17 protein-coding genes are annotated in these 18262 nt (G+C 69.3%); 10 read left to right on the top strand and 7 right to left on the bottom strand.

Annotated features, from left to right (window positions below; translation table 11 throughout):
- The first annotated feature begins 162 nt into the window (after positions 1–162).
- The 3 genes from ubiA (at position 163) to DEO45_RS09865 (ending at position 5512) form a co-directional block, all read left to right on the top strand.
- Positions 163–1056 (top strand): 4-hydroxybenzoate octaprenyltransferase, encoded by an 894-nt coding sequence (gene ubiA, locus DEO45_RS09880; protein WP_428992445.1) that lies wholly within the window; start codon positions 163–165, stop codon positions 1054–1056.
- Positions 1057–1345: 289 nt separating this feature from the next.
- Positions 1346–3859: a TonB-dependent receptor gene (locus DEO45_RS09870; RefSeq protein ID WP_223250844.1), complete on the top strand. Its 2514-nt coding sequence runs from the start codon at positions 1346–1348 to the stop codon at positions 3857–3859.
- Positions 3860–3970: 111 nt separating this feature from the next.
- Positions 3971–5512: a CehA/McbA family metallohydrolase gene (locus DEO45_RS09865; protein ID WP_114343035.1), complete on the top strand. Its 1542-nt coding sequence runs from the start codon at positions 3971–3973 to the stop codon at positions 5510–5512.
- On the opposite strand, the gene DEO45_RS09860 is transcribed toward DEO45_RS09865, so the two are convergent.
- Both DEO45_RS09860 and DEO45_RS09855 read right to left on the bottom strand, forming a co-directional pair.
- The gene (locus DEO45_RS09860) at positions 5493–6221 is read right to left on the bottom strand and encodes a ComF family protein (protein WP_114343034.1); all 729 of its coding nucleotides are present in this window, start codon (positions 6219–6221) and stop codon (positions 5493–5495) included. The two genes, DEO45_RS09865 and DEO45_RS09860, sit on opposite strands and share 20 nt — an antisense overlap.
- Positions 6222–6234: 13 nt before the next feature.
- Positions 6235–6441 (bottom strand): hypothetical protein, encoded by a 207-nt coding sequence (locus tag DEO45_RS09855; RefSeq protein ID WP_114343033.1) that lies wholly within the window; start codon positions 6439–6441, stop codon positions 6235–6237.
- 152 nt (positions 6442–6593) lie between these two features.
- On the opposite strand from DEO45_RS09855, the gene bioB reads away from it, so the two are divergent.
- The 5 genes from bioB to bioC are packed head-to-tail and all read left to right on the top strand — an operon-like array spanning position 6594 to position 11258.
- The gene (gene bioB / locus DEO45_RS09850; RefSeq protein WP_114343032.1) at positions 6594–7637 is read left to right on the top strand and encodes a biotin synthase BioB; all 1044 of its coding nucleotides are present in this window, start codon (positions 6594–6596) and stop codon (positions 7635–7637) included.
- A complete protein-coding gene (bioF, locus tag DEO45_RS09845) occupies positions 7624–8829 on the top strand; it encodes an 8-amino-7-oxononanoate synthase (protein WP_114343031.1) in 1206 nt (401 codons plus the stop codon). The genes bioB and bioF overlap by 14 nt, the downstream gene beginning before the upstream one ends.
- A 28-nt stretch (positions 8830–8857) precedes the next feature.
- The gene (locus DEO45_RS09840) at positions 8858–9601 is read left to right on the top strand and encodes a sulfurtransferase (protein WP_114343030.1); all 744 of its coding nucleotides are present in this window, start codon (positions 8858–8860) and stop codon (positions 9599–9601) included.
- Positions 9598–10383, top strand: coding sequence for a pimeloyl-ACP methyl ester esterase BioH (bioH, locus tag DEO45_RS09835; protein ID WP_114343029.1), 786 nt, complete (start codon positions 9598–9600; stop codon positions 10381–10383). Before DEO45_RS09840 ends, bioH begins: the two co-directional genes overlap by 4 nt.
- Positions 10380–11258 carry a malonyl-ACP O-methyltransferase BioC gene (gene bioC / locus DEO45_RS09830; RefSeq protein WP_114343028.1) on the top strand — a complete coding sequence of 293 codons (879 nt, stop codon included), beginning with the start codon at positions 10380–10382 and terminating at the stop codon, positions 11256–11258. The genes bioH and bioC overlap by 4 nt, the downstream gene beginning before the upstream one ends.
- Positions 11259–11535: 277 nt before the next feature.
- Here the strand turns inward: bioC and DEO45_RS09825 are convergent, their stop codons facing one another.
- The 3 genes from DEO45_RS09825 to DEO45_RS09815 all read right to left on the bottom strand — a co-directional run bounded on the left by DEO45_RS09825 (position 11536) and on the right by DEO45_RS09815 (position 14098).
- Positions 11536–12366, bottom strand: coding sequence for a transporter (locus DEO45_RS09825; RefSeq protein WP_114343027.1), 831 nt, complete (start codon positions 12364–12366; stop codon positions 11536–11538).
- Positions 12367–12456: 90 nt separating this feature from the next.
- Entirely contained in the window at positions 12457–13215 is a 759-nt protein-coding gene (locus DEO45_RS09820; RefSeq protein WP_114343026.1) for a hypothetical protein, read from the bottom strand.
- Positions 13216–13519: 304 nt separating this feature from the next.
- The gene (locus DEO45_RS09815) at positions 13520–14098 is read right to left on the bottom strand and encodes a DNA-3-methyladenine glycosylase I (protein WP_114343025.1); all 579 of its coding nucleotides are present in this window, start codon (positions 14096–14098) and stop codon (positions 13520–13522) included.
- A 79-nt stretch (positions 14099–14177) separates the two neighbouring features.
- On the opposite strand from DEO45_RS09815, the gene DEO45_RS09810 reads away from it, so the two are divergent.
- Positions 14178–15059: a DMT family transporter gene (locus DEO45_RS09810; RefSeq protein WP_114343024.1), complete on the top strand. Its 882-nt coding sequence runs from the start codon at positions 14178–14180 to the stop codon at positions 15057–15059.
- A 68-nt stretch (positions 15060–15127) separates the two neighbouring features.
- Entirely contained in the window at positions 15128–16243 is a 1116-nt protein-coding gene (locus DEO45_RS09805) for a sterol desaturase family protein (protein ID WP_114343023.1), read from the top strand.
- 13 nt (positions 16244–16256) lie between these two features.
- On the opposite strand, the gene DEO45_RS09800 is transcribed toward DEO45_RS09805, so the two are convergent.
- Entirely contained in the window at positions 16257–17204 is a 948-nt protein-coding gene (locus DEO45_RS09800; protein ID WP_114343022.1) for a pyridoxal-phosphate dependent enzyme, read from the bottom strand.
- Positions 17204–18235: an aldose 1-epimerase gene (locus DEO45_RS09795; protein WP_114343021.1), complete on the bottom strand. Its 1032-nt coding sequence runs from the start codon at positions 18233–18235 to the stop codon at positions 17204–17206. Before DEO45_RS09795 ends, DEO45_RS09800 begins: the two co-directional genes overlap by 1 nt.
- Positions 18236–18262: the final 27 nt, after the last annotated feature.

Below are 18262 nucleotides of genomic sequence, written 5' to 3'. Positions count from 1 at the left end.
ACCGGTGACGCCATCCGGTCGCGGCCGGCACGCTAAACTCGGCGAATGGCTCCCTCCTCCCGCAAACGCCAGCGGCGCAGTGCCGCGCCCTCGCCCGCCACCCGGCCACGACCCGCCGCGCGGCCGACACGCCCGGCCGACAGCTCGACCCGCGCCACGCGGGTGCTGGGCTGGCTGCTGCAGAAGCTGCCCGCGCGGCAGCGCGAGAAGGCGCTGGACTATCTGGTGCTGACCCGGATGGACCGCCCGATCGGCGCGCTGCTGCTGCTGTGGCCGACCTGGTGGGCGCTGTGGCTGGCCACCGCCGATTTCCCGTCATGGAAGCTGCTGGTCATCTTCACCCTCGGCGTGTTCGCGATGCGCGCGGCCGGTTGCGCGATCAACGACTACGCCGACCGCAAGCTCGACCCGCAGGTGGCGCGCACCGCCGGCCGCCCGCTCGCCAGCGGCCGGGTGACGCCGCGCGAGGCGCTGCTGGTGTTCGCCGCGCTGCTCGCGTTCGCGTTCGTGCTGGCGCTGTTCACCAACGCGCTGACCATCCAGCTGTCGTTCGCCGGCGCCGCGCTGGCGGCGATCTATCCGTTCACCAAGCGCTGGACCTACCTGCCGCAGGTGGTGCTGGGCGCCGCGTTCGGCTGGTCGATCCCGATGGCGTTCGCCGCGGTGACGCACACAGTGCCGCCGCTGGGCTGGCTGCTGTTCCTCGGCAACATCCTGTGGTCGGTGATCTATGACACCGAGTACGCGATGGTCGACCGCGACGACGATCTCAAGGCCGGCGCGAAATCCACCGCGATCCTGTTCGGCGACGCCGACCTGCCGATCCTCGGCATGCTGATGGGCACCTTCCTGCTGGCGATGCTGTTCGTCGGCCAGCGCGCCGCGCTGGGCTGGCCGTACTGGCTGGCGCTGCTGGCCGCCACCGGCCTGTTCGGCTGGCAGTTGTGGCTGATCCGCGGGCGCGCCCGCGATGCCTGCCTCGCCGCGTTCCGCCACAACAACTGGCTGGGGCTGGCGATCTGGATCGGCATCGCGCTGGCGCTGGCGGTGCGCTGAACGGCCCGGGGCCGCCAGCCCGCCATGACGCCCGGCTTGGCGGAACGCGCCATTTGGACGTCTAAATTTCAGCCTTGTCATGCCACCGGGCACCTAACTGTCACAGGTCCTCCCTAGGCTGCGCATCCATCAGAGCCTGTGACGGAAGCGGTACATCCACGGGCAGGGACGCTTCTGCACGAGACAGCTACCGGCGATGCCCCGCCACCGCGGCGGGAAGGCCTCGCCGTCGTTTCGCACGCATTCCCCGCACGGCTCCGCGATCTCCCCGTCCCCCGGAGCATTCAACTTGCGTACTTCCCTCATCAGCCGATCCATCGGCATGGCCCTGCTCGGCAGTCTGGCGTTCGGCGTCGCCCTTTCCGTCCAGGCGCAGGACAGCGCCGCCACCCCGCCGGGCACCGCCACGGCAAGCACCGACAAGGCCAAGAACCTCGACAGCGTGGTGGTCACCGCGCGTTCCGGCGTCGAGACGCGGACCAAGGCCGAGACCAGCTACTCGATCACCACCATCGACGAGGACCGCCTGCGCATGCAGGCGCCGACCTCGGTCACCGAGGCGATGAAGTCGGTGCCCGGCTTCTGGGTCGAGGCGTCCGGCGGCGAGGCCAGCGGCAATATCCGCGCGCGCGGCATTCCCGTCGACGGCTTCGGCTCGGTCAACCTGCTGGAGGACGGCATTCCGGTGCAGCACGATCCGGCGCTGGGCTACCTCAACGCCGACCAGGCGTTCCGCCTGGACGAGACGATCGAACGGATCGAGGTGGTGCGCGGCGGTCCCTCGTCGGTGTTCTATTCGAATGCGCCGGCCGGTGCGATCAACTTCATCCCGCGCCAGGTCGGCGACACGCCGGAAGGCCTGGTCAAGTACACCGTGGGCGACTACGGCCTGCAGCGTGGCGACTTCTGGTACGGCACGCCGGTCGGCAACGGCTGGAAGCTCGGCGTGGGCGGCTTCTACCGTGTCGACGACGGCATCCGCGATCCGGGCTTCCATGCCAATGACGGCGGCCAGATCCGCCTGAACCTGGCGAAGGATTTCGAGCACGGCCGCTTCAGCGTCGACTTCAAGCACATGGACGACAAGGTCGCGCTGTACCTCGGCATCCCGATGCGCACCTACCCGAACGGCAAGATCAAGGCCGTACCCGGCTTCGACGGCAATTTCGGCACCATGGCCGGGCCGGAGACCGAGCGCGTGCTGATGAAGCAGGGCAACGGCAGCCTGTACAACTTCGACAACAGCGTGGGCACGCACGTGAAGCGCGACCAGCTCACGCTGAAGTTCGACCATGACCTCGGCGCGGACTGGAAGCTGGCCGAGTCGATGCGCTACAGCGACACCAAAACCCAGCGCAACGGCGTGTTCCCGAACTCGCTGATGAGCGCGGACAAGTTCCTGGCCCAGGCCAAGCAGTTCCAGCCGGCCGGTGCGGCCGGCCTGCAGCTGCGCTACGTCGACAACCCCGCGCAGGTGTTCGACAACCAGAACCAGAACGGCAACGGCCTGGTGGTGATCGGCGGCCTGCGCGGCGTGACCATGCCGGTGCAGGAGTTCGTCAACGATACCCGGCTGCTGCGCAAGTTCGACCTCGGCGGGCAGAGCCACGACGTCACGCTCGGTTACTACTACGCGCACTTCAACCAGGATTTCAGCCGCTACTCCTCCAGCGCCCTGCTCGACGTGCGCGACAACGCGCGCCTGCTCGACCTGGTCGCGGTGGACGCAGCGGGCCAGCCGCTGGGCACGCTCACCGACCACGGCATCTACCGCTACGGCTACGAGTGGGAGAACGCCAGCGGCAGCTCGGCGACCCATGCGTTCTACGTTTCCGACGAATGGCAGGCGACCGACGCGCTGCGCATCGACGGCGGCGTGCGCTGGGAGCGCGTGAACACCAGGGGCTGGGTCGAACAGAAGCAGACCGTGAACCTCGGCACGCTGGCCACCTCGCAGATCCAGACCGGCACCGGCCAGACCGTGTCGTACGACCACAGCTTCAGCAAGCCGGGCTGGACGCTGGGCGCGAACTGGCAGTTCTCCGAGCGCTCCGGCGTGTTCGCGCGCTGGACCTCGGCGTTCCGCCTGCCGAACCTGAGCAGCTACATCACCAACGCGACCGCCACGCCGATCATCCAGACCATGAAGCTGGGCGAGGTGGGCTACAAGTATTCCGAGCGCCAGCTCGACCTGTACGCCACCGCGTTCTACACCAAGTACGACAACGTCGGCTTCAACAACTACGTGTTCAACCCGAACAACAACACCTCGGTCGCACAGCAGGGCTACGCCAGCACCAAGACCAAGGGCCTGGAACTGGAAGGCACCTGGTTCCCGACCCGCTGGCTCGACGTGCAGCTCACCGCCACCTGGCAGGACCCGCAGTACGAAGGCCTGCGCTACACCGACAAGGGCAGCACCGGTCCGATCCTGCGCGATTACACCGGCAACCAGCTGATCCGCGTGCCGAAGCTGAGCTACCGCGTGGTGCCCGGGGTGAATCTGCTGGACGGGCAGCTGCGCCTGCAGCTGGCGTACGAGCACGAGGGCGAACGCTTCGTCGACACCGCCAACTCGGTGCGGCTGCCCTCCTACGACGTGTGGAGCGCCAGCGCGCGCTACGACGTATCGCCGATGTTCTCGGTGTACCTGTATGCCGACAACCTTACCAACTCGCTGGGCCTGACCGAGGGCAACCCGCGCGCCGGCGAGCTGCAGAGCGCGGACGCGGGGGCGAACACGTTCATCGCGCGGCCGCTGCTGGGCCGCTCGTACCGTGCCGCCGTGATGTACCGCTTCTGACCCAGCGCGGCCGGGTGGTTCGCCACCCGGCCGCCAAGTTGCGCGTTGGTGACGGCCGCGCGCCACGGACCCACCCCGTCACCCGACATCAACCGCCACCGGAAGTCCAGCATGAGCCCGCGTCTGCGCCATCGCCTGAACCATCTGCTCGCCGGTTTGCTGCTGGCCGGCCTGATGCTGCTGCTCGGCATGGTGCAGGCCGCTCCCAGCCGGACCGGGCACGAGCAGCCCGACCTGACCCTGCACGGCGAACTGGACGGCGCGGACAACCAGACCTACCGCACGCTGCCATTCGAGGTGCCCGCGGGCACCAGCCGCATTACCGTGCAATTCGATTACAGCGGCCACGACGACGAGCGCACCACGATCGACCTGGGCCTGCTCGGCCCGGACGGCTTCCGCGGCTGGAGCGGCGGCTCGAAGCACGTATTCACCGTGTCCGCCACCGACGCCACGCCCTCCTACCTGCCCGGCGCGATCCGCCCGGGCCGCTGGAGTCTGTTGCTGGGCATCCCCAACATCCGCCGCAACAGCCACTCCCGCTATACCGCGAACATCTGGTTCGGCCGGCCGGACGACCCCGCATGGGTGCCGGCCGTGCTGAACCCGCCGCTGCGCCGAGAGGCGCGCTGGTACCGCGGCGACCTGCACATGCACGACGCGCACAGCGACGCCAGCTGCGCCAGCCAGTCCGGCCAGCGCGTGCCCTGCCCGCTGTTCCTCACCGTCGAGGCGGCGGCGCGGCAGGGCCTGGACTTCATCGCGATCACCGACCACAACACGGTGTCGCAGGCGAATCCGATGCGCGAGCTGCAGCCGTACTTCGACCGCCTGCTGCTGATCCCCGGCCGCGAGATCACCACCTTCAGCGGCCACGCCAACCTGTTCGGCAGCACCGCGCCGGTGGACTTCCGCGTCGACGGCCGCCAGGTGAAGGACTGGAACGCGCTGCTGCGTCAGGTCGCGCCGCTGCAGGGCCTGCTCTCGATCAACCACCCGGTCCGCCCCAGCGGCGAGAACTGCATGGGCTGCGGCTGGACCGCCACGCCGGCGGTGGACATGACGCAGGTGCAGGCGATCGAGATCGTCAACGACAGCGACGCCGGCACGCCCCTCTCCGGCGTGCCGTTCTGGGAACGGCAGCTCGCCCAGGGACACCGGCTCACCGGCATCGGCGGCAGCGACAACCACGATGCCTTGCTGAGTGCGGCCAGGCCCGGCTCCAGCCTGGTCGGCCGGCCCGCCACGGTGGTCCACGCGGCGGAGCTGTCGATGCCGGCGATCCTGGCCGGCATCCGCGCCGGCCACGTGTTCGTCGACGTGGAAGGCAGCCGCGACCGGCTGCTGGAACTCGACGCGCAGAGCGGCGGGCAGCACGCCACGATGGGCGATGCCCTGCGCGCCGACGCGGGCGCGCGGGTCCACTTCGAAGTGCATGCCGTCCAGGTATCCGGGAAACGACTGGCCGTGCTGCTTGACGGCAAACCGTTCGCCCCCGCCGTCGATGCCGCCATCGGCGGTGCCGACCAGCGCATCGGCTTCGACTGGACCAGCGACGGTCGCATGCACTGGCTGCGTGCGGAGATCCGCGACGACGCCGGCAAGCCCCTGCTGATCGGCAATCCGGTCTATCTCAACCCTGCGCTCCATTGACCCGCGGCGACGGCGCGCGCGCCAGCGCCCATACGTCCACCCGCTGCACGCCGGCGCGACGCAGCACGCGAGTGCACTCGGCGAGGGTGGCGCCGGTGGTCATCACGTCATCAAGGATCGCCACGTGCGCGGGCAGCGTCACGCCTTCGCGCAGGGCGAATGCGCCGTGCACGTTGCGGCGGCGGGCCACCGCGTCCAGTTCGGTCTGCGCGCCGGTGGCGCGCTGGCGCTGCAGCGCATCCGGATGCACCGGCACGCCGAGCGCGCGCGCCAGTGGCCGGGCCAGTTCCAGTGCCTGGTTGTAGCCGCGCCGGCGCAGGCGGTTGCGGTGCAGCGGCACGGCCAGCAACAGCTGCGGCGGCTTGAGCGGCAGCCGCTCCCTGAGCCACAGCTGGGTCAGCACCCGACCGGCGGCCAGATCGGCCTGGAACTTGTAGCGCGATTCCAGCCGGTCCAGCGGCCAGCCGTAGCGGAACGGCGCCCACGCCGCATCCCACGGCGGCGCGCGGCGCTGGCACTCGCCGCACCACGCCGCCGGGGTGGCCAGCGGCAGGGCACAGCGCGCGCAACAGCTGCGGTTGCGCGGCAGTTCGTTGGCGCAGGCGGCGCAAAGGTCGATGCCGTCGCCGTGATTGCCGCCGCACAACAGGCAGCGCGGCGGCAGCACGAAGCGCTGCAGGCGCCGCCAGACTGTCGCCATCGCGTCCATGCCGGGCTCCGGCTCAGCGGCCCGGCTTGTACAGCGCCGCGTCGAGGATCGACCACAGATGGATCAGCCAGCCGAGCAGGACGATCCACAGCACCGCCGCCAGCACGAACATGACGATCGCTATCAGCAACCGCCCCTGCACCAGCTGGCCCAGGCCCGGGATGAAGAAACTGCAGATCGCCGCGAGCACGTTGCCGGTACTGCCTTGTCCTTCGCTCATCGCCGCACTCCCCGAGCAGGTGGTCCCACGAGCAGGCGATGGTAGCGGCAGGAAGACGCCCGTGTCCCGTCAACCATTCGTGCAGGTATCGAGTTGACAGGCCTTGGGGCGGCTTCCACACTCTCGCGCTTCCCGCATGGAGTATCCGTCCCATGGCCGACACCGCCATCCGCCACGACTGGAGCCGCGCCGAGGTGGCCGCGCTGTTCGCGCTGCCGTTCAACGAGCTGCTGCATCGCGCGCACACGGTGCATCGCCAGCACCACGACCCGAACGCAGTGCAGGTGTCGACCCTGCTGTCGATCAAGACCGGCGGCTGCCCCGAGGACTGCGCCTATTGCCCGCAGGCGGCGCGCTACGACACCGGCGTGGCCGCGCAGAAATTGATGGAAATCGACGATGTGCTGCACCGCGCGCGCGCCGCCAAGGCCGCCGGCGCCAGCCGCTTCTGCATGGGTGCGGCCTGGCGCGGCCCGAAGGACCGCGACATCCCCAAGGTCGCCGCGATCGTGCGCGCGGTGAAGGACCTCGGCCTGGAAACCTGCGCCACCCTGGGCCTGCTCGGCGACGGCCACGCGCAGGCGCTGAAGGATGCCGGCCTCGACTACTACAACCACAACATCGACACCGCGCCGGAGTTCTACGGCGAGATCATCCACACCCGCGAATACCAGGATCGACTGGTCACGCTGGAACAGGTGCGCGACGCCGGCCTGAAGACCTGCTGCGGCGGCATCGTCGGCATGGGCGAGACGCGCGAGCAGCGTGCGGGCCTGCTTCAGGCGCTGGCCAACCTGCCCGAACACCCGCAATCGGTGCCGATCAACCAGCTGGTGCCGGTGCCCGGCACGCCGCTGGGCGATGCCGAACCGCTCGATCCGTTCGAGTTCGTGCGCGCGATCGCGGTGGCGCGGATCCTGATGCCGCTGTCGATCGTGCGCCTCTCGGCCGGCCGCCAGCAGATGGACGACGCGGTGCAGGCGTTGTGCTTCTTCGCCGGCGCCGGCTCGATCTTCTACGGCGAGAAGCTGCTCACCACCGGCAACCCGGACGTGGCAGCGGACCGCGCGCTGTTCCGCCGGCTCGACCTGCACCCGCTGGAGGTGGTTGAGAGCGCGGGCACCGTGCACGCGGACATTGGCGACAACGGAAACGCCGATTGCGGTCACGGCTGCGGCTGCAGTGCCGCGGCCTGACCTGCTCGATCGGCTGGCCATCCGCACCAGCGAACACGCCAGCGCACAGCTGCGCCGCCGGCTGCGCACGATCGACCACGCCGACGGCCCGTGGCTGGAAACCGGCAGCCAGCGCCTGCTGTCGTTCTGCAGCAACGACTATCTAGGCCTGGCGCAGCACCCGCAGCTGGTTGCCGCGCTCACCCGCGCGGCGCGCGGGGAAGGCGTCGGCAGCACCTCGGCGCACCTGATCTGCGGCCACCGCCGTGAACACGCGGAACTGGAGGAGGCGTTGGCCGTCTGGACCGGGCGCGAGCGCGCGCTGCTGTTCTCCACCGGCTACATGGCCAACCTCGGCCTGCTGCAGGCGCTGCTCGCGCGCGGCGATGTCTGCGTGCAGGACAAGCTCAACCACGCCTGCCTGCTCGATGGCGCCAGGCTCAGCGGCGCCGAGCTGAAGCGTTATCCGCACGCTGACGTGGACGGCGCCGCGCGCCAACTGGCGGCGAATCCCGACGCGGCGGCAATGCTGGCCACCGATGGCGTGTTCAGCATGGACGGCGACGTCGCGCCGCTGCCCGAGCTGGCGCAGCTGTGCGCACGCGAGCGCGCCACCCTGATGGTCGACGACGCGCACGGCTTCGGCGTGCTCGGCGCGCGCGGCGCCGGCAGCCTCGACGCGGCCAACCTGGGCCAGCACGAAGTGCCGCTGCTGATGGCCACGCTGGGCAAGGCGCTCGGCTGCAGCGGCGCGTTCGTGGCCGGGCCGGCCGCGCTGGTCGAGGGACTGCTGCAGTTCGCGCGCCCGTACATCTACACCACCGCGATGCCGCCGGCGCTGGCCGCCGCCGCGCTGGAGGCGGTGCAGCTGGCGCAGGCCGAAACATGGCGGCGCGACAAACTCGCGGCGCTGATCGCCCGTTTCCGGCGCGGCGCGGCCGAACTCGGCCTGCCGCTGGCGGCCTCGCCCAGCGCGATCCAGCCGCTGCTGCTGGGCGGCGCCGAGACTGCACTGGCGGCGGCGCAGGCGCTGGAACGGCAACGCCTGCTGGTAACCGCGATCCGCCCGCCGACCGTCCCCGCCGGCCACGCGCGGCTGCGTATCACGCTGTCGGCGGCGCACGAGGAAGCCCACGTCGACCGGCTGCTGGGCGCGCTGGAAACGCTGCGCCTGCCGGCCTCGCTCCGGGCGCGCGGCGACGACCACGTATAATCGCCGCCTGCTCCGCCGATTCCCCCGCATGTCGATCGTCAACATCTCCGCCTACAAGTTCATCAGCCTGGACGACCTTCCCGCGCTGCGCGAGCGGCTGTTCGCGCGCTGCGAGGCGCTGGCGCTGAAGGGCACCATCCTGCTGGCGCCGGAAGGCATCAACCTGTTCCTCGCCGGCAGCCGCGCGCAGATCGACGGCTTCATGGCCACGCTGCACGACGACCCTCGCTTCGCCGACCTCGCGCCGAAGGAATCGCTCTCCGCCACGGTGCCGTTCGGCCGCCTGCGCGTGCGCCTGAAGCGCGAGATCATCACCATGCGCCTGCCCGCGATCCGCCCCGAAGGCGGCCGCGCGCCCGTGGTGGACGCGCCCACCCTGCAGCGCTGGCTGGACCAGGGCCGCGACGACGACGGTCGCGAGGTGGTGCTGCTGGATACCCGCAACGACTACGAGACCGATGCCGGCAAGTTCGCGCAGGCGGTCGACTACCGCCTCGCCAGCTTCACCGGCTTCCCCGCCGCGATCGCCGCCGACCGCGCGCGCTACGAGGGCAAGACGGTGGTCTCGTACTGCACCGGCGGCATCCGTTGCGAGAAGGCCGCGCTGCACATGCATGGGCTCGGCATGGAGCACGTCTACCAGCTCGATGGCGGCATCCTGAAATACCTCGAACAAACCGACGGCGCGCACTGGCAGGGCGACTGCTTCGTGTTCGACGGGCGCGGTGCCGTGGACAAACGGCTGCTGCCCGCACAGGGCACCGACGCATGAGCCTGTACGTCGATCGGCGCGGCCACGGCTCCATCCCGCTGGTGCTGCTGCACGGCTGGGCGATGCACGGCGGCGTACTGGCGCCGCTGGTCGAGGCGCTGGAAACGCAGTGCACGATGTATGTGGTCGACCTGCCCGGCCACGGCCGCTCGCGCGACTGCGGCCTGCCGCTGGAGCCGCAGGCCTGTGCCGCGGCGATCGCCAGGGTCACCCCGCCGGCGATCTGGCTGGGCTGGTCGCTGGGCGGCACCATCGCGCTCACCGCCGCGCTGGAACTGCCACGGCAGGTGCGCGGGCTGGCGATGCTGTGCGCCACGCCGAAATTCGTGCGCGACGCCGGCTGGCCGCACGGCAGTGATGCCCAGCTGGTGCACCAGCTGGCCAGCGACCTGGAAACCGACTACCACGCCACCATCGAGCGCTTCCTGGCGCTGGAGGCGATGGGCAGCGCCGACCCGCGCGGCGAGCTGCGCCATCTGCGCCAGCTGGTGTTCGCGCATGGCGAACCCGACCTGCGCGTGCTGCAGGAAGGCATCCGCATCCTGGAAAGCAGCGACCGCCGCGCCGCCCTGCCCGACCTCGCCGTGCCCAGCGCTTGGGTCAGCGGCCGCCGCGACCGGCTGGTGCCGCCGCAGGCGATGGCCTGGTCGGCCAGCCAGTGCGGCGGCCAGTACACCGAAATCCAGCAGGCCGGCCACGCGCCGTTCTTCGGTCACGCCCGCGCAGTGGCGCAGGTGCTGCAGCCGCTGTTGACCTCCACAAAATTCGAGCAAGTGCGATGAGCGACTTCCAACTCGACCAGCACCTGGTGCGCCGTCACTTCGGCCGCGCCGCACGCAGCTACGAACAGCACGACGCACTGCAGCGCGAGGTGGGCGATGCCCTGCTCGAACGGCTGGGCTTCTACCTGGAAACGCCGCTGCGCGTGGTCGATGTCGGCGCCGGCACCGGCCGCGGCACCGCGCTGCTGAAGCAGAAATATCCCAAGGCCGAAGTGATCGCGCTCGACCTGGCGCTGCCGATGCTGCGCGCCGCGAAACAGCACGGCAGCTGGCTGAAGCCGTTCATGCGCGTGTGCGCCGAAGCCACCCATCTGCCGCTGGCCGACCACAGCGTGGACGTGCTGTATTCCAACCTGTGCTTCCAGTGGGTCGACGACCTGTCCGCGCTGTTCGGCGAATGCATGCGCGTGCTGAAGCCCGGCGGCTTCATGGCGTTTTCCAGCTTCGGCCCGGACACCCTGAAGGAACTGCGCGCAGCGTGGGCCGAGGCCGACCAGCAGCCGCACGTGGGCCGCTTCCTCGACATGCACGATGTCGGCGACGCGATGCTCAACGCCGGCCTGCGCGACCCGGTGCTGGACGTGTTCCGCTACACCCTCACCTACAGCGAGCCGCGCAAGCTGCTGGAAGAATTGCAGGGTCTGGGCGCCACCAATGCCGACCGCACGCGTGCGCGCGGCCTCACCGGCAAGGGGCGCTACCGGCGCATGCTGGCCGCGTACGAGGCGATGCGTCTGGGCGGCCGCATCCCGGCCACATGGGAAGTGGTGAGCGCGCACGCCTGGGGTCCGCCGGTGGGCCAGCCGCGCCGCGTGGGCGGCGCCGAGATCGCCAGCTTCTCGATCGACCAGCTGCGTGGTTCGCGACGGCGCTGAGCAGGAGCCTGGGGGCGTGGCCGCAGCCGGCGGCCCGGCGTTCGAATGGCCTGACCGCTTCGCGCCTTGACTCACGATGCTTGGCCATCAACACGCCGTTGAGGGCCGTCCCTGATCGAAGGTGTCCGTCAAATCCGGACTGGCTCATCCTGGCTCCGTTTCCACGGACCCATGTGCGATCGCCAGAATGAAAAAAGGCTCCGTGCAGACGCACGGAGCCGGGGCTCGGAAACTTTCGGGCAGACCTAAGACTCGACGCGAGGCCCCCGATGTTTCTTCAGAAGCTGAACTTCAGCGACGCGCCCACGCCGTAATCCGGGCTGCCGTTGGCGAAACCGCCGAGCACGTAGGCCTGCAGGCGCAGGCTGTCGTTGAACTTGTGGTTCCAGTAGCCGGTCACCTCGCTCTGCGGCGCGCCGCCGGTGGCGATCCGCTCGCGGTAGTAATAGTAGGCACCGATGTCATCGCTGCCGCCGAGCTTGTAGCCCATGCCGACGTTCGCGTTGAAACCGTTCTTCAGCTGGATGTACTGCGAGCTGGTGTACTTCATCCAGCCGACGCCGCCGAACGCGGTCCAGTCGCCCATCACCTTGTAAGTGTCGAGCGAGAGGCCGTAATCGTTCTTGCCGGTGCCGAGGCCCTTGTTCTCGTCGGCGGTGCCGAACTTCACCTTACCGGTGAGATCGAGCCCGGCGGTGCGGTCGGCGTTGGTGAACAATTCGTAGCCGGCCGAAGCGGTGACGTCGCCGAGGCCCGATGCCGAACCAGTGGTCGTCGTGCCCGGCACGGGCGGCAGGCCGCCCTTGCCGTGGCCGCGCCCATTCGGGTTGTTGTTCTTCACCTTGCCCACGCCGGGAATCACGTTGTCCGCGCCGCTGATGTTGATGTACGGCACGACCAGCTTGAACGTCCAGCGGTCGACGTCATACTCGGCGGTGACCGGCACCGACCAGATGTCGGTGGTGGCGGTGGTTCCGTACTTGCCGCTGCTGTAGTTCGCGCCTGCGGAGAGGCTGAACTGGCCGCTGTCGGACGTGGCGGCATGAGCCGCCGGTGCTCCGACCAGCAGCAGTCCGCCGACGATCATCCAGTGTTGTGGGTTACGCATGAATAGGGTTTCCTTGCTGTTAGAACGATGAACGCAGGCCCGGCATCATACCGGGCCTGCGGAACTGCCACATAATGTCGAACTCCGGACTCAACCGCCCGGACGACCGGAGTGATCGGGATGCTCGGGGCGCTCCGGCCGGCTTGGACGATCCGGGCGATCGGGGCGATCAGCCTTGGCCACGTGCTCCGGCTTGCTCGAACGATCGACGCCGTGCACCTTGGCCACCTCGACCTTTTCCACGTGAACGTGCGCATGCCCGTTCGCGGCGGCGTTGCCGACCGCCTTCGGCGAGCGCATCACGTCGCCGAGCTTGAAACCGTCGGCCTTGGCGATCTGGCCCCAGCCCTCGCCGGCGGCGCGCTGAGCCAGCACGCCTTTCAGGTCGATGCTGGTGCCGCTGGCCAGTACCAGGGTGCCGCCGTTCAGTGCGGCAGCCACCTCGGCGGCAGTCGGATCGGTGATGCCGGCCTTGGCGAGCGTCGCTTCGGCCAGCGACAGCGCAATCTTCACGTTGCCGTAGCCCATCGGGCCTGTGGCCGGCTGGAAGGTCGTCGATACCGTGGTGGTGCCCGTGGTCGTACCCGTCGTCGTTGTCGTGGGAGCCGGCCCGGTGAGCGTGATCGAGGTGCCGTTGCGCAACCCCTGCACCAGTGCCTGCGAGTTCATGGTCGAACCGGCGAACGTGCCGAACTGGTTGCTCAGCGTGGTCGATTCATGGGTGGTCGTGGTGGTGGTAGTGGTCGTAGTCGTCGTGGTGCCGGTGGTCTGCGCCAGCACCGGCGAGGCGGCCAGCGCAGTGAGCACGGCGGCACTGGCCAGCTTGAGCATGAGATGACGTGATTTCATTGAGTGCCTCCGAGTGTTGCGGTCAAGGATGACTGGACATGGCCAGATGCGTTGCTGTTCCCCTGCGATGCTTCGATGCCCGTCGCGATGCCCATTGAACGCAGCGAACGACCGGCTTCGACCTGCGCAGCTTCCATCGCGGAACAGGAAATTCACAAGTGCAGGCGTCACGCCATTCAGCACGCGTTTTGCCCGCGTGAAGGCAAGCGTTCAAACATGTCTCGTTAGTGTGAAGGGGCGCACATTTCGCGTGCCGCGCGACGGCCCGGCACGCAATTTCCTGCACCGCCAGGCGACGCCTCGATCACACCTGCCGGTGGCGGAAACAACCCGTCAGGTGGTCGTTGACCATCCCGGTGGCCTGCAGCAGCGAGTAGCAGATGGTGCTGCCGACGAAGCGGAAGCCACGCTTCCTGAGCGCCCTGCTCATGCGGTCGGACAACTCGGTGCTGGCCGGCACCTCGGCCCGTTCGCGCCAGCGGTTGCGCAGCGTCCTGCCGTCGACGAACGACCACAGATAGACGTCCAGACTGCCAAACTCCGCGATCACCTGCCGCGCCGCGACTGCGTTGTCGCGCGCGGCCGAGATCTTCAGCCGGTTGCGGATGATGCCGGGATCGAGCAGCAGCTTTTCCAGTTCGCGGTCCTTCATCGCGGCAACGCGCTCGATCTCGAAGTGGTGGAAGGCCTTGCGGTAGTTCCCGCGCTTGGCCAGCACGGTGCGCCAGGACAGGCCGGCCTGGGCGCCTTCGAGGCAGAGAAATTCGAACAGCGCGTGGTCGTCATGCAGCGGCACGCCCCACTCGGTGTCGTGGTAATCGCGCATCAGCGCATCGTTGCCCGTGGCCCAGTGGCAGCGCTGAAGTTCGGGGGTCTCGGTCATGGCTGGCGGATGGTCGATGGGTGGCGCACAACGTAACCCAGGCCGCTAGACTTGTCGCCTCACTCCGTGCCGGTTTCCCATGCCTCCCTCGCCATCGCGCGGCGCACTGTCCGCGTTGCTCGTCACCATCCTGATCTGGGCCTACAGCTGGGTCGTGATGAAACAGGTGCTGGCGTACGCCGGACCGTTCCACTTCGCCGCATTGCGCTACCTGCTCGGTGCCGCCGTGCTGTTCGCCGCACTGCTGCTGTCGCGGCAATCGCTGCACCCGCCGCCGTTGCTGCCGACACTGCTGATCGGCCTGTGCCAGACCAGCGCGTTCCAGGGGTTGGAGCAATGGGCGCTGCTCGACGGCGGCGCCGGCCACGTCGCGCTGCTGGCCTACACCATGCCGTTCTGGGCGGTGCTGCTGGCCTGGCTGCTGCTGGGCGACCGACCGACCGCTCGACACTGGCTGGGGCTGGCGCTGGCCGCACTCGGATTGCTATGCATCATCGAACCGTGGCGCACCATGGGCAGCACGCTCAGCACCACACTGGCGATCGGCGGCGGTGTCGCCTGGGCCGCCGGCACGGTGCTCAGCAAGCGGTTGTTCCAGCGACATGCGCCATCGGTGCTCAGCCTCACGGCGTGGCAGATGCTGCTGGGCGGCAGCGCGCTCGGCGTGATCGCGCTGGCGGTGCCGGAGCGCACGATCGAGTGGAACTGGATCTTCATCGGCGGCCTGACCTACAGCGTGCTGCTGGCCTCCAGCCTGGCCTGGTGGCTGTGGTCGATCGTGCTGCAGCGGCTGCCGACCACGGTGGCCAGCGTGTCCAGCCTGGGCGTGCCGATCGTCAGCGTGCTGCTGGCCTGGCTGATCCTGCACGAGCAGCCGTCGCCGATGGAACTGCTCGGCATCGTGTTCGTGCTGCTGGGCCTGGCCGCGGTCAGCGGCGTGGGCGCGCGGCGGCGCCCCTGACCGCCATTCAGCGTGCGGGCTTTCGCGCGGCGATATGATGCACAGCTGCCGAAACCGAAGAAACGTCGATGTTCGATCTATCCCAACTGTGGGCTCACTGGGTCAGCTGGCTGAGCGCACATGCCGTCGTGCCGCTGCTGGATGCGCTGCACCTGGACGGCTTGAGCGGCAACCCCGACGATATCGCCGCCGCGCTGCTGATCGCGGCGCTGCAGGTGGGCATCATCGGCTTCATCTTCCGCCCGCTGGAGACATGGTTTCCCGCCGAGCGCTGGAGCGACCGCCGGCTGACCCGGGTCGACCGCAATTACACGCTGCTGATGCTGCTGGGCATCTTCCCGCTGTTTACCTACCTGGTGCTGACCCCGTTCAGCCATCTGTTCGGCGGTACCGACAGTGCCACCTCGAGCACCGGCTCGGCGCTGGCGCTGACCCACTGGGTGCCGTGGTTCAACCAGCATCCCTACGTGCTGTTTGCCGTCTACTACGTGATCTACGACTTCGTGTACTACTGGATGCACCGCACCCAGCATGCGATTCCGTGGTGGTGGGCGCTGCACAGCATGCACCACAGCACGCGCCAGATGAGCTGCTGGACCAACGACCGCGGCAGTCTCGTGGACGGCTTCATCCAGTCGATGATCCTCGCCACGGTGGGCCTGGTGATCGGCGTCGACCCGGACGAGTTCGCCTGGCTGATGCTGATCGGTGAACTGGTGCAGAACTTCTCGCATACCAACGTGCGGCTGGGCTTCGGCCGCGTGTTGGACCGCGTGTTCGTGGCCCCGAAGTTCCACCGCCTGCACCACATGCTGGTCGACCCCGAGCGGCCGACGCTGCACAACTGCAACTACGGCCAGGTGCTCTCGGTGTGGGACGTGCTGTTCGGCACGGCGCTGTACGGCGAGCCGCCGCGGCCGACCGGCGTGGGCGACCCGATCGTCGACGCCGACAATAACTACGGCCTGGTCGGGTTGCACTGGGCTGCGCTGAAACGTTTCTGGGTCGCCGTGCGCCAGCCCGCCGGCTGGCGGCCGGGCGAGGTGGCCTTCGGCGCGGACTACACGCCGATCCCGGTCGGCCAGCTGGACCTCCACGCCCTCGCGCGCCATATGCCTGCCGTCGCTTCCGATGAGGACGCGCCGACCAGCGGCAGCGCGGCGACGGAATCCGTGCCGGGCTGATCCGCCCTCGCGCCTACCAGGGCAACGCCTGCAGATCCACGTTGCCGCCCGTCAGCACCACGCCGACCCGCCGGCCGGCGAAGCGCTGCGGTTGCCTGAGGATCGCCGCCAGCACGGTGGCGCTGGACACTTCCACCACCTGCTTCAGCTCCGACCACAGCAGCTGCATCGCAGCGACGGTTTCGGCGTCGCTGACCGTGATCACCTCGACGCGATGCGTGCGCAGCGCCTCCAGATTGCGCTCGCCGACCAGCGCGCGCAGGCCGTCGCAGACCGTGTCGGGCACCACCGTGGTGACCCGCGTGCCGTGCGCCAGCGATTGCACCGCGTCGTCGGCGCCCAGCGGCTCGGCGCCGAACAGCGCCAGTGCCGGATCGATGCCGTGCGCGGCAATCGCCACGCCGCTGGCCAGGCCGCCGCCGCCGACCGGCGTGATCAGCACGTCCAGCCCCGGTGATTGCTGCAGCAGTTCCAGCACAAGGGTGCCCTGGCCGGCCATCACCCGGGTGTCGGCATACGGATGCACCAGCTCCGCGCCGGTGGCGCGCTGCACCTCGGCGCACTTCGCCTCGCGCGCGGCCTGCGTCGCTGCGCAGCGGTGCAGGGTGGCACCGGCGCGCTCGATCGCCTCCAGCTTGGCGCGCACCGCGCCTTCCGGCACCACTACGTGCGCGGCGATGCCGCGGGTGGCGGCGGCCAGCGCCAGCGCGTTGCCGTGGTTGCCGGAAGAATGGGTGACCACGCCGCGCGCGGCCTGTTCGTCGTCGAGCGACCACACCGCATTGCAGGCGCCGCGGAACTTGAACGCGCCGCCGCGCTGGAGGTTCTCGCACTTGAAATGCAGCGAGGCGCCGCTCAGGGCGTCCAGCGCCGCGCTGCGCAGCACCGGCGTGACGCTGGCGTACGGCGCGATGCGCGCAGCGGCGTCACGGATGTCATCGAAGCTGGGCAAGGCATCCATCACGGTTCGATCTCCACGCCACAACGGAAACGGCGCTCGGCGCCGGGTTCGAGCCGGATCGCCGCGGCGCACTCGGGCCGGTTGAACGCGTCGGCCATGCACTCCATCGGCTCCAGTGCCACCGAGCGGCGCGCATCGCGGCTCACCGTATCCGCGGTGAACGCATGCATCACGCCGCGCTCCTGCCACACCGCGATGGCCAAGCCGCTGGCCGGATCGCGCAGGCGGGTGCGGATGCGGCCGTCGGCGTCGGCGTCGAGATCGGTGTAGCCCTGGTCGATGATGCTGTCGCCGATCAGCCGCGGCTCGCGAAAATCCAGGGCCGGCGCATCGTCCAGCGCCACGTAGGCTTCCGCGCCGGCCAGCGCGATCAGGTCAGCGCCGGTGCGGATCAGGGTCTGCGCGGGAATCTGCAGTTGCCAGTCGTCGACCTCGCCGTCGGCCACGCGAAAATACGGATGCCAGCCGAAGAAGCACGGCGCGGCGCGGTCGCCGACATTGCGCATGCAAGCCTCCAGGGTGAGGCCGCCGGCGTCGAGGGTGAACGTCACCGCAAGGTCGATAGCATGCGGGTAGCCGGGCTGCGGGCGGATTGCGCGAGTGGTCAGGGTGGCCTGCGCGCGGCCATCGTCCGCATCGAGTGCCGCGAGGTCGAAATCCACGTCGCGCACGAAACCGTGCCGGCTGGCCCGCGCGGCGCCGGTCACGCCGGGCTGCAGATCCTGCAACTGGCCGTCGAAGCGGTAGCGCGCATCGGCGATGCGCCCGGCGAACGGCGCCATGATCGCGAAGCGGGAGCCCGGGCGCATGGCGACTTCCGCCGCGTCGCGATAACCGTCGGCGAGATCGCGCGCGATCCCGGCAACACCCGCATCGAAGCTGAGCAGCGCCGCGCCATGCCGCGCGATGCGGACGCGCCGGGCGCTGCCGGCCTCGGTCAACACCACGATGTCCTGGCTGCCGAGTCGGTCAAGTCCGACGGCATATCGCGTCGCATCCACGGGGGTTCTCCTGCGGCCGAAACGCCCCATGTTACCCTGACCAGTCCCCATTCTTTT

It is taken from the genome of Rhodanobacter denitrificans (assembly GCF_003335105.1).
Taxonomy (GTDB): Bacteria; Pseudomonadota; Gammaproteobacteria; order Xanthomonadales; family Rhodanobacteraceae; genus Rhodanobacter; species Rhodanobacter denitrificans_A.
Note: the sequence above shows the minus strand (reverse complement) of the source record. Positions and strands in the feature narration are given on the sequence as shown.

Coding starts and splice junctions, on each gene's coding strand:
- DEO45_RS09865 (WP_114343035.1), top strand. CDS start 3,971: ATGAGCCCGCGTCTGCGCCATCGCCTGAACCATCTGCTCGCCGGTTTG.
- DEO45_RS09860 (WP_114343034.1), bottom strand. CDS start 6,221: ATGGACGCGATGGCGACAGTCTGGCGGCGCCTGCAGCGCTTCGTGCTG.
- DEO45_RS09855 (WP_114343033.1), bottom strand. CDS start 6,441: ATGAGCGAAGGACAAGGCAGTACCGGCAACGTGCTCGCGGCGATCTGC.
- bioB (WP_114343032.1), top strand. CDS start 6,594: ATGGCCGACACCGCCATCCGCCACGACTGGAGCCGCGCCGAGGTGGCC.
- DEO45_RS09840 (WP_114343030.1), top strand. CDS start 8,858: ATGTCGATCGTCAACATCTCCGCCTACAAGTTCATCAGCCTGGACGAC.
- bioH (WP_114343029.1), top strand. CDS start 9,598: ATGAGCCTGTACGTCGATCGGCGCGGCCACGGCTCCATCCCGCTGGTG.
- bioC (WP_114343028.1), top strand. CDS start 10,380: ATGAGCGACTTCCAACTCGACCAGCACCTGGTGCGCCGTCACTTCGGC.
- DEO45_RS09825 (WP_114343027.1), bottom strand. CDS start 12,366: ATGCGTAACCCACAACACTGGATGATCGTCGGCGGACTGCTGCTGGTC.
- DEO45_RS09820 (WP_114343026.1), bottom strand. CDS start 13,215: ATGAAATCACGTCATCTCATGCTCAAGCTGGCCAGTGCCGCCGTGCTC.
- DEO45_RS09815 (WP_114343025.1), bottom strand. CDS start 14,098: ATGACCGAGACCCCCGAACTTCAGCGCTGCCACTGGGCCACGGGCAAC.
- DEO45_RS09810 (WP_114343024.1), top strand. CDS start 14,178: ATGCCTCCCTCGCCATCGCGCGGCGCACTGTCCGCGTTGCTCGTCACC.
- DEO45_RS09805 (WP_114343023.1), top strand. CDS start 15,128: ATGTTCGATCTATCCCAACTGTGGGCTCACTGGGTCAGCTGGCTGAGC.
- DEO45_RS09800 (WP_114343022.1), bottom strand. CDS start 17,204: ATGGATGCCTTGCCCAGCTTCGATGACATCCGTGACGCCGCTGCGCGC.
- DEO45_RS09795 (WP_114343021.1), bottom strand. CDS start 18,235: ATGGGGCGTTTCGGCCGCAGGAGAACCCCCGTGGATGCGACGCGATAT.